This is a genomic window from Vibrio atypicus (genome assembly GCF_009811315.1).
Classification (GTDB): domain Bacteria; phylum Pseudomonadota; class Gammaproteobacteria; order Enterobacterales; family Vibrionaceae; genus Vibrio; species Vibrio atypicus.
The window spans coordinates 47,831-74,047 of the sequence record NZ_BLID01000002.1 but is presented as its reverse complement, the minus strand read 5'-3'; the positions used below and the strand labels follow the sequence as shown (position 1 = coordinate 74,047).

General features: G+C 44.9%; 26 protein-coding genes and 4 tRNA genes. 16 read left to right on the top strand and 14 right to left on the bottom strand.

Annotated elements, in window-relative coordinates; translation table 11 throughout:
* Positions 1-48: 48 nt before the first annotated feature.
* Together bamC and dapA are read right to left on the bottom strand one after the other, a co-directional pair.
* Complete coding sequence (gene bamC, locus GVO60_RS04955; protein ID WP_159651519.1) at positions 49-1,077, bottom strand: outer membrane protein assembly factor BamC; 1,029 nt, start codon at positions 1,075-1,077, stop codon at positions 49-51.
* Between the two features lie 54 nt (positions 1,078-1,131).
* A complete protein-coding gene (gene dapA / locus GVO60_RS04950) occupies positions 1,132-2,010 on the bottom strand; it encodes a 4-hydroxy-tetrahydrodipicolinate synthase (protein ID WP_159651518.1) in 879 nt (292 codons plus the stop codon).
* Positions 2,011-2,292: 282 nt separating this feature from the next.
* Between dapA and GVO60_RS04945 the strand changes: the two genes are divergently transcribed.
* Together GVO60_RS04945 and bcp are read left to right on the top strand one after the other, a co-directional pair.
* The gene (locus GVO60_RS04945; protein WP_159651517.1) at positions 2,293-2,835 is read left to right on the top strand and encodes a glycine cleavage system transcriptional repressor; all 543 of its coding nucleotides are present in this window, start codon (positions 2,293-2,295) and stop codon (positions 2,833-2,835) included.
* An 11-nt stretch (positions 2,836-2,846) separates the two neighbouring features.
* The gene (bcp, locus tag GVO60_RS04940) at positions 2,847-3,317 is read left to right on the top strand and encodes a thioredoxin-dependent thiol peroxidase (protein WP_159651516.1); all 471 of its coding nucleotides are present in this window, start codon (positions 2,847-2,849) and stop codon (positions 3,315-3,317) included.
* 69 nt (positions 3,318-3,386) lie between these two features.
* On the opposite strand, the gene GVO60_RS04935 is transcribed toward bcp, so the two are convergent.
* The 3 genes from GVO60_RS04935 to GVO60_RS04925 form a co-directional block, all read right to left on the bottom strand.
* Entirely contained in the window at positions 3,387-5,258 is a 1,872-nt protein-coding gene (locus GVO60_RS04935; RefSeq protein WP_159651515.1) for a methyl-accepting chemotaxis protein, read from the bottom strand.
* A gap of 192 nt (positions 5,259-5,450) precedes the next feature.
* Positions 5,451-6,533, bottom strand: a complete 1,083-nt coding sequence (locus tag GVO60_RS04930; protein ID WP_159651514.1) for an AI-2E family transporter — start codon at positions 6,531-6,533, stop codon at positions 5,451-5,453.
* The gene (locus GVO60_RS04925) at positions 6,534-6,761 is read right to left on the bottom strand and encodes a sulfurtransferase TusA family protein (protein WP_159651513.1); all 228 of its coding nucleotides are present in this window, start codon (positions 6,759-6,761) and stop codon (positions 6,534-6,536) included.
* A 233-nt stretch (positions 6,762-6,994) separates the two neighbouring features.
* On the opposite strand from GVO60_RS04925, the gene bepA reads away from it, so the two are divergent.
* The 4 genes from bepA to GVO60_RS04905 are packed head-to-tail and all read left to right on the top strand — an operon-like array spanning position 6,995 to position 9,804.
* Positions 6,995-8,446: a beta-barrel assembly-enhancing protease gene (gene bepA / locus GVO60_RS04920; protein ID WP_159651512.1), complete on the top strand. Its 1,452-nt coding sequence runs from the start codon at positions 6,995-6,997 to the stop codon at positions 8,444-8,446.
* A gap of 16 nt (positions 8,447-8,462) precedes the next feature.
* Positions 8,463-8,807, top strand: coding sequence for an arsenate reductase (glutaredoxin) (arsC, locus tag GVO60_RS04915; protein WP_159651511.1), 345 nt, complete (start codon positions 8,463-8,465; stop codon positions 8,805-8,807).
* Positions 8,804-9,373, top strand: a complete 570-nt coding sequence (gene wrbA / locus GVO60_RS04910; protein ID WP_159651510.1) for an NAD(P)H:quinone oxidoreductase — start codon at positions 8,804-8,806, stop codon at positions 9,371-9,373. Before arsC ends, wrbA begins: the two co-directional genes overlap by 4 nt.
* Before the next feature lie 2 nt (positions 9,374-9,375).
* Positions 9,376-9,804: a DUF2069 domain-containing protein gene (locus GVO60_RS04905; RefSeq protein WP_159651509.1), complete on the top strand. Its 429-nt coding sequence runs from the start codon at positions 9,376-9,378 to the stop codon at positions 9,802-9,804.
* A gap of 63 nt (positions 9,805-9,867) precedes the next feature.
* Here the strand turns inward: GVO60_RS04905 and GVO60_RS04900 are convergent, their stop codons facing one another.
* A complete protein-coding gene (locus tag GVO60_RS04900; protein WP_159651508.1) occupies positions 9,868-11,142 on the bottom strand; it encodes a DUF2066 domain-containing protein in 1,275 nt (424 codons plus the stop codon).
* Between the two features lie 251 nt (positions 11,143-11,393).
* Here GVO60_RS04900 and GVO60_RS04895 point away from each other — a divergent pair, with 251 nt between their 5' ends.
* Positions 11,394-12,638 carry a uracil-xanthine permease family protein gene (locus GVO60_RS04895; protein WP_159651507.1) on the top strand — a complete coding sequence of 415 codons (1,245 nt, stop codon included), beginning with the start codon at positions 11,394-11,396 and terminating at the stop codon, positions 12,636-12,638.
* Between the two features lie 158 nt (positions 12,639-12,796).
* On the opposite strand, the gene ybaK is transcribed toward GVO60_RS04895, so the two are convergent.
* The 8 genes from ybaK to hemA form a co-directional block, all read right to left on the bottom strand.
* Positions 12,797-13,270, bottom strand: a complete 474-nt coding sequence (gene ybaK / locus GVO60_RS04890; RefSeq protein WP_159651506.1) for a Cys-tRNA(Pro) deacylase — start codon at positions 13,268-13,270, stop codon at positions 12,797-12,799.
* A 99-nt stretch (positions 13,271-13,369) separates the two neighbouring features.
* Positions 13,370-15,031, bottom strand: a complete 1,662-nt coding sequence (gene ushA, locus GVO60_RS04885) for a bifunctional UDP-sugar hydrolase/5'-nucleotidase UshA (RefSeq protein ID WP_159652419.1) — start codon at positions 15,029-15,031, stop codon at positions 13,370-13,372.
* Positions 15,032-15,483: 452 nt separating this feature from the next.
* Positions 15,484-16,335, bottom strand: coding sequence for a 3-deoxy-8-phosphooctulonate synthase (gene kdsA, locus GVO60_RS04880; RefSeq protein ID WP_159651505.1), 852 nt, complete (start codon positions 16,333-16,335; stop codon positions 15,484-15,486).
* 40 nt (positions 16,336-16,375) lie between these two features.
* A complete protein-coding gene (locus GVO60_RS04875) occupies positions 16,376-17,185 on the bottom strand; it encodes a SirB1 family protein (RefSeq protein ID WP_159651504.1) in 810 nt (269 codons plus the stop codon).
* 18 nt (positions 17,186-17,203) lie between these two features.
* Entirely contained in the window at positions 17,204-17,587 is a 384-nt protein-coding gene (locus GVO60_RS04870; protein ID WP_159651503.1) for a SirB2 family protein, read from the bottom strand.
* Between the two features lie 11 nt (positions 17,588-17,598).
* Positions 17,599-18,459: a peptide chain release factor N(5)-glutamine methyltransferase gene (gene prmC, locus GVO60_RS04865; protein ID WP_159651502.1), complete on the bottom strand. Its 861-nt coding sequence runs from the start codon at positions 18,457-18,459 to the stop codon at positions 17,599-17,601.
* Between the two features lie 3 nt (positions 18,460-18,462).
* Positions 18,463-19,551 (bottom strand): peptide chain release factor 1, encoded by a 1,089-nt coding sequence (gene prfA / locus GVO60_RS04860; RefSeq protein ID WP_159651501.1) that lies wholly within the window; start codon positions 19,549-19,551, stop codon positions 18,463-18,465.
* Between the two features lie 47 nt (positions 19,552-19,598).
* Complete coding sequence (gene hemA, locus GVO60_RS04855) at positions 19,599-20,855, bottom strand: glutamyl-tRNA reductase (RefSeq protein WP_159651500.1); 1,257 nt, start codon at positions 20,853-20,855, stop codon at positions 19,599-19,601.
* A gap of 161 nt (positions 20,856-21,016) precedes the next feature.
* Here hemA and lolB point away from each other — a divergent pair, with 161 nt between their 5' ends.
* The 9 genes from lolB to GVO60_RS04810 all read left to right on the top strand — a co-directional run bounded on the left by lolB (position 21,017) and on the right by GVO60_RS04810 (position 26,067).
* Positions 21,017-21,631 (top strand): lipoprotein insertase outer membrane protein LolB, encoded by a 615-nt coding sequence (lolB, locus tag GVO60_RS04850; protein ID WP_159651499.1) that lies wholly within the window; start codon positions 21,017-21,019, stop codon positions 21,629-21,631.
* Positions 21,631-22,503 carry a 4-(cytidine 5'-diphospho)-2-C-methyl-D-erythritol kinase gene (gene ispE, locus GVO60_RS04845; RefSeq protein WP_159651498.1) on the top strand — a complete coding sequence of 291 codons (873 nt, stop codon included), beginning with the start codon at positions 21,631-21,633 and terminating at the stop codon, positions 22,501-22,503. The genes lolB and ispE overlap by 1 nt, the downstream gene beginning before the upstream one ends.
* 29 nt (positions 22,504-22,532) lie before the next feature.
* Complete coding sequence (locus GVO60_RS04840; protein ID WP_159651497.1) at positions 22,533-23,477, top strand: ribose-phosphate pyrophosphokinase; 945 nt, start codon at positions 22,533-22,535, stop codon at positions 23,475-23,477.
* Positions 23,478-23,623: 146 nt separating this feature from the next.
* Positions 23,624-24,214: an aminoacyl-tRNA hydrolase gene (gene pth / locus GVO60_RS04835; protein ID WP_159651496.1), complete on the top strand. Its 591-nt coding sequence runs from the start codon at positions 23,624-23,626 to the stop codon at positions 24,212-24,214.
* A gap of 10 nt (positions 24,215-24,224) precedes the next feature.
* The gene (ychF, locus tag GVO60_RS04830) at positions 24,225-25,316 is read left to right on the top strand and encodes a redox-regulated ATPase YchF (RefSeq protein ID WP_159651495.1); all 1,092 of its coding nucleotides are present in this window, start codon (positions 24,225-24,227) and stop codon (positions 25,314-25,316) included.
* 271 nt (positions 25,317-25,587) lie between these two features.
* Positions 25,588-25,664 (top strand) — tRNA-Met (locus GVO60_RS04825).
* A gap of 37 nt (positions 25,665-25,701) precedes the next feature.
* Positions 25,702-25,786 (top strand) — tRNA-Leu (locus GVO60_RS04820).
* A 51-nt stretch (positions 25,787-25,837) separates the two neighbouring features.
* Positions 25,838-25,912, top strand: a tRNA-Gln gene (locus tag GVO60_RS04815).
* A gap of 78 nt (positions 25,913-25,990) precedes the next feature.
* A tRNA-Met gene (locus tag GVO60_RS04810) sits at positions 25,991-26,067 on the top strand.
* The last annotated feature ends 150 nt before the right edge of the window (positions 26,068-26,217 follow it).

The window sequence follows — 26,217 nt, the reverse complement described above, 5'->3', positions numbered from 1 at the left end:
AAAGCTGACTCATTGAGTCAGCTTTTTATTATCTAAAGGAAATAGCGATTACTTCTCGCTATTTTTACCTACGACAGCGCTCAATACAGGCACCATATCTTTCAGCAGCTGCTCTTCAACAGGCTTACCTGAAGAGTCAGTCACGTTAATTGAAGTACGGTTGCCCAAATCACCGAACAAGAAGGTGTAAGTGCCCGAATCTAAACCAATTGGTTTCACACCAATCTCGTTCCAGAATGCATCATCTGGTGTAGCGAATTTCGCTTTCACTGTACCTTGCGACTGGTTACGCTCTTCAATCGTAAAGCCCATATTTGGCAATAAACGAGGAAGGCGCTGCCACAATACATTGTATGGTGTACGAGCGATGATCACAGGGAAGCCACTGCGGTCAGCTCCCATAGTGATTGGGATATGCTTAACCAACTCTTCCGCTTTGCGGGCCGCTTCTTCACGTAAATCTAGGTCGTATCTAGCTGTTACCAAATTCGTCATCAAAGCGTTATAGCGCTCTTTGTTGGTTGCAGTAACAGGCTTAACTTGACCCGCTTCACGCCAATCAATCAATGAGATTTTGAAACCATGTCGACCGCCTATTTTGACGCGTTCTATTTGGTAACGAGCACCGAGTTCAGCATCTTCGTCTTCCGACTTCCAATTTACCCAATCGGTCTCAATGCGTGTTTCTGATTGTTCTCGGATATCAATATCTTGTTCGTCGAGCATCTTAAGTGCAGTTTCCCACACTTTATTCAGCTCATCTTCACGTAGTAACCAAAGCGTCGTTTCGCCTTGTTTACGCTCAGAACGCGCACCAGGGATTAACTCTAGAACTTGTTGCGGTGGACGAATATCGACATCTTTACCAATACCACCAGCGAATTCACCTTGTGGGATCTGGTAGTTAGTATAGAACTGAGGAACTGCGCCCTCTGGAATCTGCCACTCTTCTAGTGCGGGAGTGTCTAGATACTCAAAGTCATCTTTCGCCTGACGGCGTTGAGTTGAGTTGCCAGAACATGCTGTTAAAACAAAAACAGCTAGTGAACTAAGAACTAGCTGGTGCGACAATTTCATTGAAACTCCTGATCAGTAAATGCCGAAGAAAAATCTTCGGCAATTCATCCTAAATTAGTAGATACACGCTTCTGACATTGCTTGAGCCACAATTGGGCGAGCGTTTTCTGACAGCTGTGTCAGCGGTAATCTCAGATCACCATTCGCAATCAGGCCCATTTTGTGTGCAGCCCATTTCACCGGAATTGGGCTTGACTCAACAAACAGATTTTTGTGCAGTGGCATTAAGCGTTGGTTGATAATTTCAGCTTCTTCAAACTTACCCTCAAGCGCCAATCTAAACATTTTCGCCATATCTTCAGCGGCAATATTATTGGTCACAGAGATAACGCCTTGGCCGCCTTGCTTAACAAATTCCAACCCAGAAGCATCATCACCACTTAGTAAGATAAAATCTTCACCACAAAGTTCACGGTGAATTGCAATTCTTCCTAAATCACCTGTTGCATCTTTAAGTGCAACAATGCTTTCGATTTCAGCTAAGCGCGCGACTGTCTCTGGAAGCAAGTCAACCGCAGTACGGCCTGGTACATTGTAAAGGATCTGAGGAACATCGCTCTCTTCAGCAATCGCTTTGTAATGTTGGAACAAGCCTTCTTGAGTTGGCTTATTGTAATATGGTGTTACGCTCAAACAGCCCACAATACCCGAATTATTGAGTAAACGGCTGAATGTTACAGATTCATGAGTTGCATTTGCACCGGTACCTGCAATAACCGGAATACGGCCTTCTGCAAATTCGACAGTCTTTAATACAACCTTGACATGCTCTTCAATAGTTAGCGTTGCAGACTCACCTGTGGTGCCGACAGCAACGATGCCGTCTGTGCCTGCGGCTACATGATATTCGACTAGCTTCTTCAAGCTCACATAGTCGACTTCGCCATCATGATTAAACGGTGTAATTAACGCTACGATACTTCCTGAAAACATGTCCTTCTCCCTCATTTGTTACTTTCTGCATGGTACTGTAAGGCGATTGAAAAAGACAAGCGATTAACCGCGCTTAAATCACCTAATTGAATGAATATTTATCAGATGTTAGATATTTGGCAAGTTACGCCTTTTATTTCCTTACTTGTCAGTACTCGGTAAGGAAATCTCACCTCTAAATTCAATTGGACAAAAATAATTCTAAAGCACGCAAGATGCATTTTTCTGGCGGGCATCTGTGCTAAGCTATCCAATCAATAATCTAAAAATAAAAGTGAGACTATGACTCAACATTTGGTGATTACTGCGGTCGGTGCAGATCGCCCAGGTGTGTGCAACCAAGTTGTTCACCTGGTCACTCAGTCTGGATGCAATATTGTTGACAGTCGCATTGCGCTTTTTGGCAATGAGTTCACCCTAATTATGTTGCTCTCCGGCAATAACGCGTCTGTGACACGTGTTGAAACGACATTACCCCTATTGGGACAAGAGCATAATCTGATTACGATTATGAAGCGAACCTCAACTCACGCACCTCTTGATTCATCCTATACGATGGAAGTATTTGTCGAGTCAAACGATACTCCGGGATTGACCGAACACTTTACTCAGTTTTTTGCAGAGAAAGAGATCGGTCTTTCATCATTGAGTGCTCAGACGATCAGTAAAGACAAAGTCGGAGCTGACAGTGACCAGTTCCACATTGCGATTACCGCCAGTGTCGACTCCGAACGCAATATCATGCAGCTTCAAGAAGAGTTTGATGCCCTTTGCCAAACGTTATCAGTACAAGGCTCACTGAATTTCATAAAGAACAGTCTATAAAAGGAATATTCATGAACACTCTCACTGCCGGCACTCCTGCCCCAGCGTTTTCTTTATTAGATCAAGATGGCAATACCGTAACGCTTGCCGACTTTACAGGTAAAAAAGTCCTGTTTTACTTTTACCCAAAAGCAATGACTCCAGGTTGTACCGTTCAAGCGCAAGGTTTACGTGATATCAAAGCAGAGCTTGATGCGCACAATGTGGTTGTTTTGGGTGTTAGTATCGACCCTGTAAAACGCCTAGGTAAATTTATCGAGCGTGATGAGCTTAACTTTACGCTGCTTTCAGACGAAGACCACGCTGCTGCGGATCAGTTTGGAGTTTGGGGCGAGAAGAAATTTATGGGGAAAGTGTACGATGGTTTACATCGCATTAGCTTCCTGATTAATGAAGAAGGTGTTATCGAGCACGTCTTTAATAAATTCAAGACCAAAACTCACCATGAAGTGGTGCTAGATTACTTAAACGAGAACAAATAACCCTCTTTATATAATCAGCAGAATTAAAAAACGCCAGCATCTCGCTGGCGTTTTTCTTTATAAGAGCAATTAAACGATAAACTTGTTTAAGATCTCATCTTGTTCACGAACATTTTCTGTTTGAACCTGCATCGCGACATTGGCATCTTCCGCAGCATCAGCAACCTGCGTGGATAGGTCTTTAATCTTCACCGTATTGGCGTTGATCTCTTCCGCAACCAAGCTTTGCTCTTCTGCCGCTGAGGCGATTTGCATATTCATATCCGTAATTCGCTGAATCGCGTCTCGAATGCGCTGTAGTGCACCATCCGCTGCCTGCGCTTTCTCAACTGCATCAACCGCTGTGTTTTTACTTTCATTCATCGCTGCAGAAACAGAGCTTGCACCCGCTTGTAGCTGTTCAATCATGCTGCGAATCTCAGTTGTTGACTCTTGAGTACGTTGCGCCAAGGTACGAACCTCATCTGCAACGACCGCAAAACCTCGGCCAGATTCACCAGCACGAGCCGCTTCAATCGCCGCATTCAGTGCAAGTAAGTTAGTTTGGTCAGCAATGTCATTAATTACTTTCAAGATCGTTTCAATATTGGCAGTTGCAGACTCTAACCCTTGAACTTCTTCAACAGCCTGATCGATGCGTGATGAAAGCGTATCAATGGACGCCGTAGTGTCACTCACCACGGATGAGCCATCTTGCGTTGCATCATCCGCTTCACGAGCAGCACCAGCAGCGCCTTGCGCATTGTTTGCCACTTCCGTAGCCGTCACTGCCATTTCGTTCATTGCAGTCGCAAGCTGTTCAAGCTCTTGTAGTTGGCTACGCATCGCTTCCGCCGACTCATGAGAACCTTGCACTGTCATTTCTGTACCGCGAAGGATTTCCGCGCCAATCGCTTTAGACTGCTGAATCTGCTTCTGAAGTGTTTCCGTAAAGGTATTGAAACCTTCTGCTAACTGGGCAAACTCTTTATCGGTATTGGTATCAAGACGCTTGGTTAAATCGCCTTGACCCGATGCCACATCTTGAATTGCTGTATTAAGAACTTCAAGCGGACGCATCAGAACACGAATTAGGAAAGTCAGTAATAGTACGCTGAGAACGACTCCGATCACACCATAGATGATAGAGCTGCTACGCATATGCTCGACAGCCACAAATGCAATGTCTTCATCAACAATGGCACCTATATACCAATTTTCTGAAGGGACTTTCGCAAAACGCACTAGGTAATTAACGCCGTCTTTCTCAAAGCGTTGTACCCCTTCTTTAACTTGTGCTTGCGGTAAGTATTTTGAAAGATTCTCGCCATTATTTTGTGCATCAGGGTGAGCAATTGTCGTACCATCGGCAGTTACAATGAACAAATAACCAGCATCAAGAAGGTTAACGCTGTTAACTAAATCAGCTAAACTACCTAGCTCCATGTCGTAAAACATCGCTCCAACAAATTGGCCACTACCTTTTACTGGCGTACCAATAGAGATAATCACGTTTTTGGTAGAAACATCGATATACGGATCGGTAACCACCAGAGAACCTTTTGCTTTCGCATCTTGATACCAAGGACGAACACGAGGGTTATAATCAGGCCCAACGTCCCAACCATCATCGTTCTCAACAACATAGCCATCATTGTCATAGCCAAAACCTACAGCTAAAAAGCTACTTTTAATGGTCGGTTTTTCAATGATCGATTTTATTTGGTCACGATTATTTGGGGCCAGTTCGACAACTTCTGTAGTCGAACGAGCCAAAGACTTCTTACTTTCCATTTCAGAAACGACGGTATTTCTTACCCCATTAACCATTTCGGTTAAGCTGGTATCAACCAGTATTTCTACTTCTTCTTTTACCGTGTTTAGCTGCGTGATTGATAGCAGCGTCACTGTAACTAGCAGCAATCCAGATGAAGCCGCAACGATCTTCTGGCTAAATTTCATATCTTCCCTCAATTGTCAGTCGTTATTATATTTTTTTTGGTTTTATTGTTATCGCCCTGACTAACGTTTCCTTAAGAAATTTCTTACAATTTCTTACCAGTGTAAATCTAATTTTAAGAAAATATTGCGGAAAACGACAAAAAAAAGCTCCAACCACAAGGTTTGGAGCTTTTTAAGTGATGAGTTAGTTAATTATGAATGTTCAGTATGATCAGATATCACTTCATCTTCATGACTTGGTAATGCATTCCAAACGGCTTTCACTAAGGTAGCTAGAGGAATGGCAAAAAATACGCCCCAAAAGCCCCACAGCCCACCAAACACAAGTACGGCAACAATGATAGCGACTGGGTGCAAGTTGACCGCTTCTGAGAACAAGACGGGCACTAAGACATTACCATCCAGCGCTTGGATAATACCGTATGCAATCAAAAGCCAATAAAACTGCGGTGTTAAACCCCACTGAAACAACCCGACCATCGCCACTGGTACAGTCACAGCCGCAGCGCCAATGTAAGGAATCAGCACAGATAAACCAACTGCGACAGCCAGTAATACCGAATAACGCAAATCAAGAATAGCGAATGTAACGTAGCTCACTCCGCCAACAATTAAGATTTCCATCACTTTGCCGCGAATATAATTGGAAATCTGTTCGTTCATTTCATGCCAAACTTTGTTCGCTAGACGTCGGTTTCGAGGCAATACACCACTCGCCATTTCAATCATTTCTTCTTTATCTTTAAGTAAGAAGAAGACTAACAGCGGCACCAAAATCAGATACACAGCTAAGGTCGCCAAGCTAACCAATGAAGCTAATGAACCTTTCACCACCGTTTCACCCATACCAATAGCTTGGTTTTTCGCGTTCGTTACTAGCGATTCGACAATTTGGAAATTCTCAAGCTCAGGGTAGCGATGAGGGAGCTCTGCGATAAAGCTCTGTAACCCTAAGTACATGGTCGGAATATCATTAATCAAGTTGCCGACCTGAGTCCATATAGTCGGAACTAAGCCAAAGACCGCCACCAGCATCAAGCTACTAAAGCCTAGAATCACCAGCACAACGGCTAAGGTTCTTGGTACACCCAAACGACTCAGTTGAGTTACAGGCCATTCCAGTAAGTAAGCCAAAACAATCGCGACCAGTAACGGTGCGATCAGATTACCGAAAAAGTAGATGGTGATAAAACCAAATAGAAGAATTGCAACAAGACTAACCGCGTGCGGATCAGAGAAGCGTCGTTTATACCAACGACTTACCATTTCAAACATTCAACAAAGTTCCTTAGTCACGTGCATACAAAAGTGGTCATCCATTTCTTCTTGCGAAAATTCAAATGGTTGCTTTTGAAGAAATTTCTTAATATCTCGCATCGAATTGGGATCGCGAATCAAAATGCAGCATTTTTCACCAACCTGTAATTGATTAGTGTGACGCTTAGCAAGTAACAGTGCCAATGGACAACGCTCTTGACGTAAATCCAAAATATTCAGTTCCATTCTTTCGCTCGATGCTTATCATGGTGGTATTGTATAGTGTTTTTTTAGATGCGTCAGTGTTAATCAAAATATGCGTAACAACTTTGACTAACCTGTGACGTACTCAAATAACTCACCACTTCAAGATAGGATTATCTGAGGAAACCATCTTTGTTATCGAGTGTCAAAGGTGTGTCTGCCTAAACGCAGTTTCCAATAAGGCAAAGTAATCAACGGAGTATCATCTTAATTCTATGTTTAAACGTACGCGTTCAATGGTCTGCCTTTGTGTCGCAACGGCACTAAGCGCCCCTCCTGTAGCTGCCAATAGTGTCGAACTTCCTGACATCGGAACAACGGCCAGTAGTACCCTTACTATAGATCAAGAACTTATCTATGGTGACGCTTACATGCGTATGTTGCGCTCAAGCCAGCCTATCGTAAATGATCCAGTGCTCAACGAATATGTGAGTAGCCTAGGCCACCGTCTGGTCGCCAATGCTGATGACGTAAAGACACCATTTACTTTCTTCATGATCCGCGACAAAAATATCAACGCCTTTGCGTTTTTTGGTGGTTATGTCGCTCTGCATTCTGGTTTATTTCTCCATGCCCAATCTGAAAGTGAACTCGCATCAGTCGTCGCTCACGAGATTGCACACGTAACGCAGCGCCACCTAGCACGAAGTATGGAAGATCAAGCACGCCGATCGCCTGCTACGCTAGCCGCTCTTGCGGGTTCATTGCTGCTTGCTATTGCTTCTCCTCAAGCCGGGATGGCTGCGATTACGGCAACAACAGCAGGAAGCATGCAAGGGCGAATTAACTACACTCGTAGTAACGAAAAAGAAGCAGATCGATTTGGTATTTCAACCTTAGCTAAGGCTGGATTTGAAGTGAATGCGATGCCAAGGTTCTTTGGCCGTTTAGCCGATGAGTACCGCTATGCCAGCAAGCCGCCACCAATGCTACTCACTCACCCATTGCCAGAAGATCGAATTACAGACAGCCGAGCCCGGGCTCAAGGCTACCCAGCTAAGCGAGTGGAACCATCTCTGGAATACAACCTCGCCCGTGCTCGTGTTGTTGCTCGCTACACAGGGATTCAAGCCAAAGCCGCCATGGATTGGTTTAATCGTACAGAGAAGAAAGCAGCACCCGCATTAAAACCTGCGTTCCAATATGGCCGTGCATTGGTTCACTTAGATAACAATGAGTTAGATGAAGCGAACGCTCTACTACAACCTCTAATTCAAAATGACAGTGGAAACCATTTCTATATTGATGCGATGTCAGATCTCTACCTTGCTAAGAAACAAGCGGAAAAAGCGCAAACTATGTTGGAACGCGCTGAGAAATCGACACCGAATAATCCTGTCATCACCATCAATTATGCAAATGTGCTAATCAAGCAAGAAAAGAACGAAGAAGCGGTTAGAGTGTTGCAGCGTTATACCCATGATTATCCAAACGATGTGAATGGGTGGCATTTACTGTCAGAAGCCAGTATTCATTTAGGCAACAGTGATGAAGATTTAGCCGCGCGTGCTGAGATTTTGGCACTGAAGGCAAACTGGAACAAAGCTATTCAATATTATACTCAAGCAAGCCAAATCGCTGAGTTAGGAAGCTTAAAACAAGCAAGATACGATGCTCGAATCGATCAACTGATGATTCAAAGAGAGCGTTTCTTAGCCCTACAATAACAATAGGAGTTACACCATGTCAGTCGTGATTATTCACAATCCGCGCTGCTCGAAGAGCCGTCAAACACTTGCTCTACTTGAAGAAAAAGGCATTGAACCTGAGATCATCAAATATCTAGACACACCGCTCAGTGTCGACGAACTAAAAACACTATATGCTCAGTTAGGTTTGGATTCTGTCCGCGCTATGATGCGCACTAAAGAAGACATTTACAAAGAGCTCAAGTTAGCTGATGCCGGTGACGATGCTCTTTTCACGGCGATGGCTGAAAATCCAAAACTGATCGAACGTCCTATCGTTGTAAACAACAACCAAGCGCGCCTTGGTCGCCCACCAGAGCAAGTCCTCGAGATCCTATGACCTGCCAGCTAGTTGTTCTCTACTACAGTCGCCACGGCTCAACACTAGCGGTGGCGAGACAAATCGCGCGAGGAATAGAGTCAGTTTCTGGATGTGAAGCTCTTTTACGTACCGTGGAAGAGATACATTCTGAAACAGAGTCAACCGACCCGATTGTCCAACTTAGTGAATTAAAGCAGTGTGATGGCCTAGCCATGGGGAGCCCAGTTTGGTTTGGCAACATGGCCGCACCGCTGAAACACTTTTGGGATCAAACCACCGCTCTTTGGGTCGCGGGGGATTTGATTGATAAGCCAGCTTGCCTATTTAGTTCATCATCTAGCTTGCATGGTGGCCAAGAAACAACATTGCAAACCATGATGCTACCTTTATTGCACCATGGCATGATGATTATGGGAATCCCTTACTCAGAGCCTAAACTGCATTCCACATCCAGTGGTGGTACTCCTTATGGTGCGACCACCGTCAGTTCAGGTTCAGGAGCTTTAACTAGCGAAGAAATAGAACTAGCGCAGAGCTTAGGCCAACGTTTAGCAACGACCGCATTAAAAATGAAGGAATCATAACTATGCAAGAGATGCAGCCCCAAACTAAGTTGTTTCGTTTGATGGCCCTTTTTGGCAACCTTGCTCTATTGTCATGGATTGCATTGTGGCAACTCAGCCTTTCACCACATCCGCACATCAGCAGTACAACCCTAGCTATTGCATGGGCAGTACCACTGCTGCTCCCATTACCCGGAATTTTAGCTGGCAAGCCATATACTCATGCATGGGCAAACTTTGTTTTAATGCTCTACTTCCTACACGGGTTTACCATCCTATACATCGATGGCGGTGAACGATGGTTAGCCATAGTTGAGATAGCGCTGACCACTATCGCTTTCTTCGGCAACATACTTTATGCGCGTGCGCGAGGCAAAGAGCTAGGAATGAAGCTTAAGCGCCTATCTAAAGTAGAGAAAGAAGAGAAAGCTCGATTTGAATCGGATTCCTAATCAAGTTTGAAAGATACAAAAAGGGTCTGCAACTGCAGACCCTTTTCAATTCTATAGCAAGCGTTAACTTTGTGTCGTAGCCGCCTCTGAACTTTCTTCCGTCGAGACTTCTTCCAAAACAGGCTCTAATACTTCAGGCTCTTCAACTGGAGCAATATAAACGTAAGGTTTACCTTGCCATTCAAAGACCAAAATTGTCTCAGCAGGGATTACTTCCGGCAGTACCTGAGGCGCCACTTCTGACACTGTTTGTTGAGAGTTCGTTGCATCAATTAAGGTAGCAGGCTCTTGCGCCGTACCCTCTGCCGCTACCGGTAGTGTTGGTACGACAATCGTAGGCTGATCGACCACGCTCTCTAATTGGGAAACAGGAGCAACACGTCGAACTTCTTGCTCAAACTCAGCCTGAGACGAAAGCAAATGAATATTGAAAGTCACCTGGCTGCCTTGGATTTTTACGATATCTAAAGAAGCCACCGAGCTGAGTTTTTTAAGTTTATTCTCTAGTGTAAAGAAACCGACGGCATCATTAAGTTCTGTAAAACGAACCTTAATCGTTTCCGATGATTCACTTGCCACCACAACGGCACTCTTCTTCGCATAGTAATCACTGATCTGATTGACCATCTTACTTGCCGCATCAGAGCCATTGTTAGAGCCGGATAGTGGCGCTTGGCGAGTCACACCAACGGTTGCTGGTTTTTGATCGTATAGCGTCCAACGTAAACTGTTACCTTGAGCCTTAATCACTAAAACAGCATCAACTGGGTAACGCTGACTCGCTTGACCGACAGGCGTTGCAAACCCGCCCCATAAATCTGAAACGGAAACCCCTGTAATATCGTCAAAGTCCCCAACAGGAACTGTCACAGGTAAACCACGCTTTTGCGCTTCTTGCTTCATCTGCTCCAACATGGCGGAGTCAGAATGTTCCCAAACGATATTGCGATCGGCTTGGCTCTCTTCCACCAGCCATACCAACAGGTTAGCACGAGCTGAAGGCCATACTGGTAATTGCGCTTGGCTCAACAGAGAACGAATATGCGGCGCGCTGAAGCCCATTTTAAGTGACTGTGCCCCATCAAGTTGTCCGTAACTGATCTGGGTGAGATATTGGCCACTTTGCTTTAACGCTTTTTGTACCACTTGATTCGATGCCGCACTGCGATCACCAGACGCTCTGACGATGACTTCTTTCATGCCTTCAACACGTGCTTTGGCATCGGCATTGTCCGCCGCTTGGTCTAGTACCACTTCTGTTCGGTACAAATCAACATTGGTCAAAGCCATCGCAGGTAAACCTACAAGTCCTAAAACCAATAAAGCTAAATGACGCATACTCTTCCTAGGGTTCAGTTATTCACTTCAAACGTTGATGATAAGCAACTATCGATATTCGAGCAACTAAAGTACCACCGAAACGAGTCGACGCTGTTCACTTTTACTCGCTTGCATTTCCACCAGCTATGAATAAAAACCGAAATATTTGATCCAGTTCAGATTGCAATCGTTTGGCGTGGTGATAAAATCCCGCGAATTTTATTTTTGTAGAGTAATTACTACTTACCGCCACCTAAAGGAATAACAAGATGAAAAATGCTATCCAAGGTGCTCAAATGCTATTCGTTGCGTTTGGTGCACTCGTTCTAGTGCCTCTTCTTACAGGCCTAGACCCAAGTGTCGCTCTGTTCGGCGCTGGTGTCGGAACCCTTCTTTTCCAATTCGTTACTCGCCGCACTGTTCCAATCTTCCTTGCTTCTTCTTTCGCTTTTATTGCTCCAATTATGTACGGCATCCAAACATGGGGTGTTGCTTCAACCATGGGCGGTCTAATGGCGGCAGGCTGTGTTTACGTGGCAATGGGGGCGCTCATTAAGGTTCGTGGTGTAGAAATCATTCATCGCTTACTTCCACCAGTTGTTGTGGGCCCTGTCATCATGGTAATTGGTCTTGGCCTTGCTCCAGTGGCAGTTAGCATGGCGCTAGGTAAAGTAGATGGCGCTCAAGTAATCGATGCTGATGCCTCTATGGTTATCTCTGTGGCTTCATTGCTAACAACGATTGTACTAAGCGTTTTTGCTAAGGGATTCTTAAAGCTAACGCCTATCTTGGGTGGTATCGTTGTAGGCTACTGTCTAAGTCTTGGCTATGGCATTGTCGATTTTACGCCAGTAAAAGAAGCCGCTTGGTTTGCTCTGCCTAACTTCACGACTCCTGAATTCAATATCAATGCGATTCTATTTATGATCCCAGTAGCTATTGCTCCGGCAGTTGAGCACGTGGGTGACATGTTAGCGATTTCAAACGTTACAGGTAAAAACTACATCAAGAAACCAGGTCTGCACCGTACTATCGCCGGTGACGGGATCGCGACAATCGCAGCCTCTATGGTTGGCGCGCCACCAAACACAACATACTCAGAAGTAACCGGCGCGGTAATGTTAACCAAAGCATTTAACCCAGTGATCATGACATGGGCAGCAGTCACAGCGATCGTATTAGCGCTTGTTGGTAAATTAGGTGCGGTACTGCAAACCATCCCAATGCCAGTCATGGGTGGCATTATGATTTTGCTGTTTGGCTCTATCGCTACAGTTGGTTTGAACACGCTAATCAAAAACAATGTCGACCTACACAAGTCACGTAACTTAGTGATTGTAGCGATTACATTAGTGTTTGGTATCGGTGGTATGGCATTTGGCATTGGCGAGTTTAGCCTACAAGGTGTAAGCCTATGTGGTATTGTCGCAATTATTCTTAACTTAGTTTTGCCAAAAGATTTGGGTGAGAACCACGTAGTGGATAACGCGCAGATGGAAGAAGAAGCTAAGTAGAAACTAGAGCTGAGATATTCGAAGGGTTGGTGCTTTGTGCCAACCCTTTTTTATTGCTACGAGTTCAAGAGTAAGGTTACTTTTAGGTGAACTAAAAACTTAAAGAGATTCCCTACTCCCTCATTCTTCAGTTTATGAAATGACGAGGTAAAACCAACTTAGCCGCATAAATCAACGAATTGTCCACGTGTAAGCATCGCTAGATCTTGTGGTGCAAGTTCAATCTCCAAACCGCGCTTACCCGCACTCACACAAATCGTCTCTTTCTCTTCCGCACTGCTATGAATAAACGTCGGCAACGCTTTCTTTTGACCTAACGGACTAATGCCGCCCACCACATACCCTGTCGTTTTCTGTGCAATCTCTGGATTCGCCATTTCAGCTTTCTTCGCCTTAGCTGCCTTCGCTGCTTGCTTAAGGCTCAGTTTCTGATCGACGGGAATAATTGCCACAGCCAGACTCTTAGGCTCACCATTTAAACTAAACAACAACGTCTTAAACACCTTAGCTGGATCTTGGCCTAAAACCTCTGCCGCTTCTAAGCCATAGCTATCAGCACGTGGGTCATGCTCATACTGGTGAATAGTGTGAGGAACTTTTTTCTTTTTCGCGAGATTAATAGCAGGAGTCATACTCCCTCCTGATTGATAAAAACAATGCTAATACAAACAAAAAGCGCCACTCCGAAGAGTAGCGCTTTAGCTTAAAGAGATTTATAAGTTGGCGTCAACTTACTTGTAAACGATCTGGCCTGATGGCGCATATTTGTTTACATCTACTGGGCTGTTTGCTTCTAAGTACTCTTTTAGTACTTCAGCATCTACAAAACCAGTGTTAACGTGACCAGGGTGGCCAGTCAGTTTAGGGTAACCATCACCACCAGCAGCGTTGTAGCTTGGTACAGTGAAACGGTAAGTTTCGTCTAGACGAAGCTGTTTACCACCGATGAATACTTGAGATACTTCACCGTTAGCTACTGTCATAGAAACACCAGCAAACTGAGCGTATGCACCAGAATCAACTGGTTTAGTCGCAACTACGTTCAGGTAATCTAGAACTTCTTGACCCGTCATGTCTGTGTAAGTCAGGATGTTTGCAAATGGTTGTACCGTTAGCACATCTTTATACGTCACTTCACCGCCTTCGATAGAGTCACGAACACCACCAGAGTTCATTACCGCGAAGTCAGCTTTTGCACGCTCCATGTGAGCAGTAGCAATTAGACGACCTAGGTTCGTTTGTTGGAAACGAACTACGTTACGGTCACCTTCAAGCTTACCGTTAGTCTCAGCAATCTTAATGTTTAGCTGAGCTTGGCCTTGCTCTTGGTATGGACGTAGGAACTCTAGAAGCTCTTGGTCTTGTGCGATTTCATCTTCGATAAGAACGCGCTGTTTCTTACCGTCGATCTTCACTTTCTTCTTCAGGTTCACTGGAATCAGGTCGTAGCTTACCATTTCTAGTTCGCCGTTACGGAATTCGTAATCTGCGCGGCCTACGTATTTACCCCACTCGTGAGCCTGAACGATGTAAGTACCGTTTTGTACGTCTGGCTTACATTCATCAGAAGGCTTGAAGTTTTTCTTAACAACGTTTGGCGCTTCCATACAAACAGGTTCTTGAGAGTGACCACCAACGATCATATCTAGAGAACCTTCATCTAGGTAACGAGCAAGTGCTACATCACCAGGAGCATTAATGCCACGTTGACCATTTTCGTAGTGACCCATGTGAGTCACAGCGAAGATCAAATCTGGTTTTTCAGTTTTTTCCAGCTCAGCGATCAGCTTCTTCGCTTCTTCTTTCGGGTCGCGGAAATCTACGCCACCGATAAACTCTGGGTTACCAATTTTAGCCGTATCTTCTGTCGTTAGACCGATAACGGCAATCTTGATGCCTTGCTTATCAAACATCTGGTACGCTTGGAACATGCGCTCGCCAGTTTCTTTGTCGTAGATGTTTGCAGAAAGCATTGGGAAGTTAGCCCAGTCAATTTGCTTTTGTAGAACATCTAGAGGGTTGTCAAATTCGTGGTTACCAAGTGCCATTGCATCGTAGCCAATTTTGCTCATACCCTTGAAATCTGGTTCAGCGTCTTGAAGATCAGACTCTGGAACACCTGTGTTGATGTCACCACCAGAAAGTAGTAGTGAGCTACCGCCTTCTGCTGCGATTTCAGCGCGTAGTTCGTCAATTAGCGTCTTACGAGCAGCCATGCCGTACTCGCCGTATTTATTCTGCCAGAAGCGACCATGGTGGTCGTTAGTGTGAAGAACGGTTAGCTTATAGGTTTTATCTGCTTCCCACTCATGCTGAGGTGCTGTTGCACAACCCGCTAGAGTAGCCAGGATTGCTGCGCTAATTGCGCTTTTTACGATCAGGCCTTGCTTCATTGTCATACCTTTTGAACTTTTTAGGATTTCCACTGCTTTTTCTTACTGCTCTTTATGAATAGACACATTCGGGGGAAAAAAACCGAAAGAGTAGTAAAACTTGAACTAGTTTAAATTAACCTAATTTACCTGACACAGCGTTTTCATATTTATGTCGTATGGATCACCTAAATAAACGTTTAAATGTGTAACAAATCGCCAAGGTTGCACCCCATTTATCAAACGATCACAAGCAAACGTTTTCATGTGCTTTCGAGTCATTTGTGAACTTGGTTAACCATTCAACAGATTATGATAACGAGAGAAAATTCCTTTTCACTTTCAGTGCGTTATAGATATGTTATAACATTGCAATGACTCATCGAAACATCCATTTTCCCCACTATTTTTGAGTATTACAGAAATAAAAAAAACCGGCTAAATGCCGGCTTTTATAATCACTGACAAGGAGCTTACTTAATATCGATGTGCTCAAAACCTTTGATGAGATCATCTAACGCTTTCATTTGCGCTAGGAATGGCTCTAATTTGTCCAGTGGCAGTGCCGATGGACCATCACAACGAGCTTGATCTGGATTTGGGTGTGCTTCAATAAATAGACCCGCAATACCTGTCGCCAAACCAGCTTTTGCTAATTCGACAGTTTGCTCACGACGACCACCAGATGCAGCACCTGAAGGATCACGCATCTGCAAGGAGTGCGTTACATCAAAGATGATTGGGCTACCGTTAGACGCTTTTTTCATTACACCAAAGCCCAGCATATCAACGACAAGGTTATCGTAACCCATACATGAACCACGCTCACAAAGGATAATGTTCTCATTACCACATTCACTGAACTTATCCACGATGTTACCAACTTGGCCAGGGCTCATGAACTGAGGTTTTTTCACGTTGATCACTGCACCAGTCTTCGCCATCGCTTCAACTAAGTCTGTTTGACGAGCCAAAAATGCCGGAAGCTGGATAACATCAACCACATCTGCAACAGGCTGAGCTTGCGCTTCTGTATGAACGTCAGTGATGATTTTTACACCAAAAGTATCTTTCAGCTCTTGGAAGATTTTCATACCCTCTTCTAGACCTGGACCTCGGTATGAATGAACAGAGCTACGGTTAGCTTTATCAAAAGACGCTTTAAACACGTATGGGATGCCTAGCTTTTCTGTCACTTTTACGTAGTGCTCACAAATCTGCATTGCAAGATCGCGAGACTCTAATACGTTCATACCGGCAAATAGCGTAAAAGGCTTATCGTTAGCTACTGGGATATCACCAACGTGGACAATCTTCTGTTCCATGTTCTTCTCTCTTAATTTTGTGCGCCCAAGAGTGGCACGCTTAGTGTAAAACCACCTGAGTCGTACTCATGGCGTTTACTTGATTTTTTAATAGCTCTGACGCAGGGTCATCAGGACACTGGTCGATAAAGTATTGGTAATCAGACAAAGCGATTTGATGACAATCGAGCTGCTGATAGATAAAACCACGATCCCGAATCTCGTATGGATCATCAGGTACAAAGGTCAACGCCAAATCAGTACATCTTAGTGCCAGAGTATAGCGCTGCTCACGCAATAGAGCACTTTTGAGTAATGCTAACCAACGACCTATTACTGTTGGATTATCTGTCTCTTTCAGATGGCTTGGTTTGAGTTTAGCTAAAGGACCACTGTGACCAATCAACCACGCCGTTAGCGTCTTCTCTGATACATATTCACCGTTAAATGGATTCACATACTGTGTGGGCGCATCATACCAATCTAACTTGATTAAGAATTGGCTTGGAAAAGTCACCCCTTTGATAGGGAATCCCAACTTACGGCCTAAATAGAGCAAAATAGCCCCTAAACTCACCGGAATACCTTTGCGGCGACGTAGCACCTGATCGATAAATCCATTCGACGATTCGTAGTAAGCGTCTTGATCGCCTTTAAAGCCCCACTCGTGATAAAACAATCTGAGCAACGAGTCGAATCGCTGCATCTCATTAGTTTCATGAACTAGGCTCAATTCAGCCTCTTGCAGCAATCGATTCAACTCTGCCTCAGCCCAATGAACTTCGGTCTCAGGGTTGACCGCTCTATTCAGTACTAGAGCCCCTTCCGCCAGTTCCATTGCGTCAAAGTCCTCATCAAATAACTCAAGCATTATGGATGACCTACTAAATTAACTAAATAGAATCGGGGTTTTGCTCACAGCAATCTTACCTGCCATTGCCAACCAGCCTAGTGCGCCGAAAAATGAAAACGTTCGTAGTAACTTGTTTTTACCTAACTTCAAGGCAAAAAAGCCCAATGCAATATAAGCCAGTACGCAAGTAATCTTCTCTGTTAACCAAGGCGCTGCTGGCGTAAATGGAATAAACCCAGTTAGGACAATTAAGTAGATACCGGAGATCAACAAGAAGGTGTCATTGATATGAGGAAACACTTTAAAAAATTTCTTATCCAACATCTTTGAATTTGCCATCATCAATGCGTAACGAACAGAAAGCAAAGTCGCGCTCAGTGCAATAGTAAGAAGATGGAAATGTTTTAATCCTTCGTACATGATTTATTCTCTTAATTCTTTTGCGGCCATTGACCTACTGTGACGCGGTCGTTGTTGCCGTAATCCTTGAATGTTTCCACCTGGAGATAACCAAGTGATTGTAAAATTTGGCGAACTGCTGAACCTTGATCGTAACCGTGTTCGAACATCAACCAACCTTCTGGCTGCAAGTAACCGATGGCATTCTTCGAGATATGCTTGATATCCGCCAAGCCATTGTCTTCTGCCACCAATGCACTTAATGGCTCAAATCGAACGTCCCCTTGTGATAAATGAGGGTCCGTTTTTTCGATATAAGGGGGATTAGAGACAATCAAAGCAAACTGCGTACCAGCATCAATGGGATCAAACCAACTGCCTGCACGAAATTCACAGTTACGAATATTCAGTCTCTCAGCATTCGAACTGGCTAATTGTTGCGCTTCTGGTTTAAGGTCGACACCCCACACCTTACGCGCTGGCAATTCTGACGCCAACGCTAATGCAATCGCACCTGTCCCGGTGCCTAAATCTAGAATATCACCTTGAATTTCCACCGCCTTTTCCAAAGCAACTTCCACAAGTCGTTCTGTATCTGGTCGTGGAATAAGCGTACTTGGCGCCACTTGCAGCGGTAAAGACCAGAACTCTCGTTCACCCACGATGTAAGCGACTGGTTCACCTTTCAATCGACGAGACAGTACCAACTCAAACTGATTCAATTGCTCAGCATCAAGTTTTTTGTCTGGCCACGTGAGTAAAAAGGAGCGAGGTTTGTCTAGAGAATGGCAAAGTAGTACCGCCGCATCAAGAGAGGGCGAATCACTGCCGCTCTCCTGAAGTTGCATGACGGCTTTCTTTAGTGTGTTTTCAACACTGTTTTCAGCCGACATCAATTAGTTGTTCTCTGCAAGTGCCGCTAACTGATCCGCTTGGTGCTCTTGAATCACAGGATCAACCAAACTTGCCAAATCACCTTCCATCACTTCGTTTAGGCGGTAAATCGTCAAGTTGATGCGGTGATCAGAAACACGACCTTGCGGATAGTTGTATGTACGAATACGGTCACTTCGGTCACCCGAACCTAATAGGTTACGGCGGGTATCCGACACTTCAGCAGCACGTTTTGCTTCTTCTGCTTGAATAATACGCGCAGCAAGAACCGCCATCGCTTTTGCTTTGTTCTTATGCTGTGAACGCTCGTCCTGACACTCAACCACAGTACCTGTCGGTAAGTGAGTAATACGAATAGCAGAGTCCGTGGTGTTAACGTGCTGACCACCCGCGCCTGACGCACGGAAAGTATCGATTTTTAGATCAGCAGCTTTAATTTCTGGAATTTCCGCTTCTGGAATCTCCGCCATGACTGCAACCGTACATGCTGAAGTGTGAACGCGGCCTTGAGATTCTGTCGCAGGAACGCGTTGTACGCGGTGACCGCCAGACTCAAACTTAAGCACGCCGTAAGCACCATCACCGCTCACTTTAGCGATCATCTCCTTGTAACCGCCGTGCTCAGACTCGTTAGAAGACATCACTTCCACACGCCAGCCTTTCTTCTCAGCGAACTTGCTGTACATACGGAATAAGTCACCAGCGAAAATACCCGCTTCATCACCGCCCGCACCAGCACGAATTTCTAGGAAACAGTTACGATCGTCATTTGGATCTTTTGGTAGCAGCAAAATTTGCAGCTCATCAGTAAGACGTTCAATGGCTTCTTTCGCTTCTTTGATTTCTTCTTCCGCCATTTCACGCATTTCTGCGTCGTCTTCTTTCGCCATCTCTTCAGCAGCAACAAGATCATCTTGCGCTTGTTGATAAGCTTGGAAACACTTCGTCACTTCCTCTAGTTGAGAGTACTCTTTTGACAATGCACGGAATTTATCTTGGTCACCAATAACATCTGGGTCACCAAGCAGGTGTTGAACTTCTTCGTAACGCTCAACCAGTGTTTCTAGCTTAGTTAGAATCGAGGCTTTCATAGTTTTATTTAACTCAGGTTCGTAATTCGAAGTCTGACACGCTCAGATTAAGCGTCATCTAGACCTAAACTTTGTCTAATGATAGCGAGCTTAGCAGGCTCGCCTTGTTCTGCTGCACTTTGCAATGCTCGGGTTGGAGCATGAATGAGTTTGTTAGTCAGCTTATTACTTAGCTCTAACATCACCTTTTCAGGATCGGCTCCGGCAGCAAGAGACTGGATACTTTTGTTCAATAACTCAGTGCGAATGTCGTCAGCACTGCGTCGATAATCTCGAATGCTATCGACAGCTTGCAACGAACGTAGCCACGTCATAAACGCAGCACTTTCTTCACTGACGATGGCTTCCGCTTGAATCGCTTCAATTTTTCGCTGCTCAATATTACTGTCTACAATCGATTGAAGATCATCAACGGTATAGAGATAAGCATCATTGAGCTCACCCACTTGCGATTCAATATCACGAGGGACTGCGATATCCACCAAGAGTATTGGCTGGAATCGTCTTGCTTTAAGGGCCGTTTCGACCATGCCTTTACCAATAATTGGCAATGGGCTGGCGGTGGAGCTGATCACGATATCCGCTCGAGCAAGATGATCTGGGATTTCTGGCAATCCAATAATGTGCGCGCCAAACTCCTCTGCAAGCGGCATTGCACGCTCTTTAGTTCGGTTAGCAACAATCATTTTCTTACACCCATTAGCTGCGAGGTGCTTCGCAACTAACTCAATCGTCTCTCCGGCACCAACAAGCAATACCGTCGAATCTTCAAGTGATTCAAAAATATGTTTGGCTAGCGTACAGGCTGCATAGGCCACAGAGACGGCATTACCACCAATGTCAGTTTCTGTTCGTACACGTTTTGCCACTGAAAAGGTCTTCTGGAATAATTTTTCCATTGCCGAATCGACGGCTTTTCCTTCACGCGCATCTGAATACGCTTGTTTTACCTGACCAAGAATCTGCGGTTCACCGAGGACCAAAGAGTCCAAACCGCATGAAACGCGCATTAGGTGGCGTATTGCGGCTTGTTCTTCATAAGTGTAAATACTTGGTTTCAGGGCTTCTTGGCTCACCTCATGGAACTGAGACAGCCAGTCAATGATTTTACTTTTCCCCGCCCCTTTCACGTCGCAGTAAACCTCAGTGCGGTTACACGTAGAAACGATAACACTACCGTTAACTATCGGGTTTTCACTGAGCTGCTTCAGCGCTTCAGGTAACTTCTCCGGTCCAAAGGCAACTTTTTCACGCAGTTCAACCGAGGCCGTATTATGATTGATACCTATAGCAAGCAAAGACATGTATCGCGAGTTCTCTGAATCAGATGTGGATAAATAAGATCGGAATTTTACTTGATGGCCCAATTTAATTAAAGGGTATTAGGGATATGTTTTCATTAGTTCGTGATTTCAGTGATATAGTGAGGCCCAACGCAAGGCATAAATTGGACAAAATACCCGCAATGATGACGAATTTTCGCCCTCTTTGGATTTGTATGCTAAGTGCTGTCGTTTTATCCGGCTGTGCCAGCATCGAAACCAGCACCACGAACGTGGAATGGCAAACCCACCAGCAACGCTTAGCTTCAATCTCTGAGTATCAATCCAACGGAAAGTTAGGCTACATTTCGCCAGAACAACGCCAATCGCTCAATTTTCAATGGCAACACGCGCCAAAAGCCAGCCACCTACGAATGACGACCTTCCTCGGACAAACCGCACTTAACATGAAAATAACCCCTTCAGGTGCGAGCGTCGAAACTTATGATGGCCAAAAGCTCTCTTCACCTAATGCTGACGCACTGATTTACCAACTGACTGGTTTAACTATTCCTGTTGAGCAGCTCAATGATTGGCTACTTGGAAAGCCTACTGAAGCCGACGGCTACCAGCTAAACGATACCAATACCTTAGCCACATTAAACAAGCAAATGAACGGGCAACTATGGCAACTTGAGTACCTCAACTATAAAGATGTTCAGCTTGACGGCGTTGTTTTACCTTTACCGCAAAAAATGAAGCTAAAACAAGACAAGACTTCTATCAATATTGTTATTTCTAAGTGGGATTTGAATTAATGATCTCTGAAACCACCCATTGGCCTTCTCCGGCGAAGTTGAACCTATTTCTCTACATTACGGGTCGACAAGAGAACGGTTATCACGAACTCCAAACTTTATTCCAATTCCTAGATCATGGTGACGATCTCGCCATCACCGCCAATGAAAGTGGTGACATTACCCTAACACCGGCTATTCCCGGAGTCGCACTGGAAGACAATCTTATCTGGAAAGCAGCGACAGCATTGCAAAAACAGTCGGGCTGTCAGCAAGGGGCACATATCGAAATAAACAAAGTGCTACCGATGGGCGGAGGTATTGGCGGAGGGTCTTCCAATGCCGCTACCGCACTAGTTGCTCTTAATTATTTATGGCAAACAGAACTGTCTGATGAAGAGTTAGCAGCCATCGGACTAAAACTGGGGGCCGACGTTCCTGTCTTTACTCGCGGTTTTGCCGCTTTTGCTGAAGGGGTGGGTGAAAAACTCACAAAAGCCTCACCAGATGAGAAATGGTATCTTGTTGTTCGACCAAATGTGAGCATTGCAACTGTCGACATATTCACACATCCTGATTTAACTCGAAATACGCCGAAGCGAGAGCTGGCAACACTTCTTGACAGCGATTACGGAAACGATTGCGAAAAAATTGTTCGAATGCTGTACCAAGAGGTTGATAAGCAACTTTCTTGGCTGCTACAATACGCGCCGTCAAGATTGACGGGGACCGGATCTTGCGTTTTTGCTGAATTTTCCAGCAAAAAAGACGCTCAAAACGTCCTCGAAACACTTTCTGACAATGTCTCTGCTTTCGTAGCTAAAGGGCGAAATCTTTCACCTTTACATGAGACCTTGGCTAAGTACCGCTTAGCCCACAAACAATCTATCTAAAAACTGGACGCAACCCTGAGGTTTCCACCGTGCCTGATATGAAGCTATTTGCTGGTAACGCTACACCTGAACTAGCCCAACGTATTGCTGATCGTCTATACATCTCTCTTGGTGATGCAACTGTTTCTCGTTTTTCTGACGGCGAAGTCGCTGTTCAAATCAACGAAAACGTACGTGGTAGTGATGTTTTCATCATCCAATCTACCTGCGCACCAACTAACGACAACCTGATGGAACTTGTAGTGATGATTGACGCAATGCGCCGCGCTTCAGCGGGCCGTATTACAGCAGTTATCCCTTACTTTGGCTACGCTCGCCAAGACCGTCGTGTACGCTCTGCTCGTGTGCCAATTACTGCTAAAGTTGTTGCAGATTTCCTTTCTAACGTTGGTGTTGACCGCGTTCTAACTATCGACCTACACGCAGAGCAAATCCAAGGCTTCTTCGATGTACCTGTAGATAACATCTTCGGTACACCAGTGCTTCTTGAAGATATGCAAGCTCGTGGTTTAGAGAACCCAGTAGTGGTATCTCCTGACCTAGGTGGTGTTGTTCGTGCTCGCGCAACAGCAAAAGCACTAGGCGATATCGATATTGCTATCGTTGATAAGCGCCGTCCACGTGCTAACGTTTCTGAAGTAATGAACCTAATCGGTGATGTTGAAGGTCGCGACTGTGTGATCGTTGACGACATGATCGATACAGGTGGTACGCTATGTAAAGCAGCTGAAGCTCTTAAAGAGCGCGGTGCTAAGCGTGTATTCGCTTACGCAACTCACGCTGTATTCTCTGGCAATGCTGCAGAAAACATCGGAAATTCAGTACTAGACCAAGTGATCGTCACTGACTCAATCACTATGTCTAAAGAGATGGAAGCGACAGGTAAAGTAACGACACTAAGCCTATCTCGCATGCTTGCAGAAGCAATTCGTCGTATTAGCAACGAAGAGTCTATCTCTGCAATGTTCAACTAATCTCAAGATTAGTAACGACTTCAAAAACACCCCTTCTTGGGGTGTTTTTTTATTTGCGCATAATTCAGTTCATCCGCACCTCGCCCGAGGTGAGAAATCTGTGCTATCATACTGCGCTTTTTGAGATTCCAAGAGAGATCCTTACCTTGAGTCAACAGATCAAACTTCTTGTCGGCCTGGCAAATCCAGGGCCTGAATATGCCAGAACTCGCCATAACGCCGGCGCTTGGGTAGTAGAAGAACTCGCGCGCGTCCACAATATCACCTTGAAGAATGAAGCTAAATTCTTTGGGATGACAGGACGCATCATGATGAATGGTCAGGATCTTCGCCTGCTTATCCCAACAACTTTTATGAACCTTTCTGGCAAAGCGATCGCTGCTATAGCGAAGTTTTACCAAATCAAACCAGAAGAGATCATGGTTGCTCACGATGAGCTGGATTTACCCCCAGGTGTTGCTAAATTCAAGAAAGGCGGTGGCCATGGTGGTCACAACGGCCTTCGCGACACCATAAGTAAACTTGGCAATTGCAAAGATTTTTATCGTCTAAGGATTGGTATTGGCCATCCTGGACACAAAGATAAAGTAGCAGGTTTTGTGCTTGGTAAAGCCCCTGCAAAAGAGCAAGAGCTTCTTGATGCCGCAGCAGATGAATCAGTCCGCTGTTTAGACATTCTTATTAAGGATGGGCTATCAAAAGCACAAAATCGTCTACACACGTTCAAAGCTGAATAAGGTTATTATCATGGGTTTCAAATGTGGCATCGTTGGCCTACCAAACGTTGGTAAATCAACTCTGTTTAACGCACTAACTAAAGCGGGTATCGAAGCAGCAAACTTCCCGTTCTGTACTATCGAGCCAAACACAGGCGTAGTACCTGTGCCAGATCTTCGTCTAGATGCCCTAGCGAAAATCGTTAACCCACAGAAAGTGCTACCAACAACAATGGAATTCGTTGACATTGCTGGTCTTGTAGCTGGTGCATCTAAAGGTGAAGGTCTAGGTAACAAATTCCTAGCTAATATCCGTGAAACTGATGCGATCGGCCACGTTGTACGTTGTTTTGAAAATGAAAACATTGTTCACGTAGCAGGTAAAGTATCACCAATCGAAGATATCGAAGTGATCAACCTTGAGCTTGCCCTAGCTGACTTAGATTCTTGTGAGCGCGCAATTCAGCGTAACGCTAAGAAAGCAAAAGGCGGCGATAAAGACGCTAAATTTGAACTGACAGTTCTAGAGAAACTACTTCCGGTTCTAACTGAAGGTGGTATGGCTCGTACTCTTGAGTTATCAAAAGAAGAATTGGCTGCGATCGGTTACCTAAACTTCCTAACACTTAAGCCTACTATGTACATCGCGAACGTGAATGAAGATGGCTTCGAAGACAACCCATATCTAGATGCAGTTCGTGAGTACGCTGAAAAAGAAAACAACGTTGTTGTTGCGGTATGTGCGGCAATCGAATCTGAGCTATCTGAGCTTGATGACGAAGATCGCGAAGAGTTCCTTGCAGACATGGGTATCGAAGAGCCGGGTCTTAACCGCGTAATTCGTTCAGGTTACGAGCTACTAACTCTTCACACTTACTTCACTGCTGGTGTTAAAGAAGTACGCGCTTGGACAATCCCTGTTGGTGCAACCGCACCACAAGCAGCAGGTAAGATCCACACTGACTTCGAGAAAGGCTTCATCCGTGCTGAAGTTGTTGGTTACGACGATTTTATTCAATACAGCGGTGAAAGTGGTGCAAAAGACGCAGGTAAATGGCGTCTAGAAGGCAAAGAATACATCGTTAAAGATGGCGATGTTGTTCACTTCCGCTTCAACGTATAATTCTCACTCAAGTCATTGAGTTTAAAAGCCAGCAGAAATGCTGGCTTTTTTATTATTCAATAAATCTTCGATTACTAAAGCTCCTAAATGAATGTCATTTTGTTATCGGTTTTCGCCCATTAACACGCCTCTTTGTCTAAAAAGAAACCGAACGAGCCGTTTTGGCCAATTTATTCAAAAAAACTGTTGACGGATCTCACTCAACTTCGCATAATGCGCGCCGTTCCCGACGATAAGGCAACAAGTTGTCGAGAGCACAAAACATGGTAATGGCTACGTAGCTCAGCTGGTTAGAGCACATCACTCATAATGATGGGGTCACAGGTTCGAATCCCGTCGTAGCCACCATTCCTAAACACTTTTTCGAAAGTTGTTAGGAATAGATGCGGTCGTGGCGGAATTGGTAGACGCACCAGATTTAGGTTCTGGCGCCGCAAGGTGTGAGAGTTCAAGTCTCTCCGACCGCACCATGTTTTCTCTTCTAATAAAGAAGAAAGGTAATCTTTACGGTTATCGCCTGCAGGTCTATCGCCAAGCGGTAAGGCAGCGGCTTTTGATGCCGCCATTCCCTGGTTCGAATCCAGGTAGACCTGCCATATTCAAAGTGAGAGTCCTTTAACAAAAAGGGTTGTCACATAGAGCGCGAAGGTTTATATTGTCTCGCTCAAAAAGATGGCTACGTAGCTCAGCTGGTTAGAGCACATCACTCATAATGATGGGGTCACAGGTTCGAATCCCGTCGTAGCCACCATTTACTCCCCTGAAAAGGGAACATTACTGGTTTTTACCAATTAATCAGTAATGATTTAGATAGATTCAAGATGCGGTCGTGGCGGAATTGGTAGACGCACCAGATTTAGGTTCTGGCGCCGCAAGGTGTGAGAGTTCAAGTCTCTCCGAC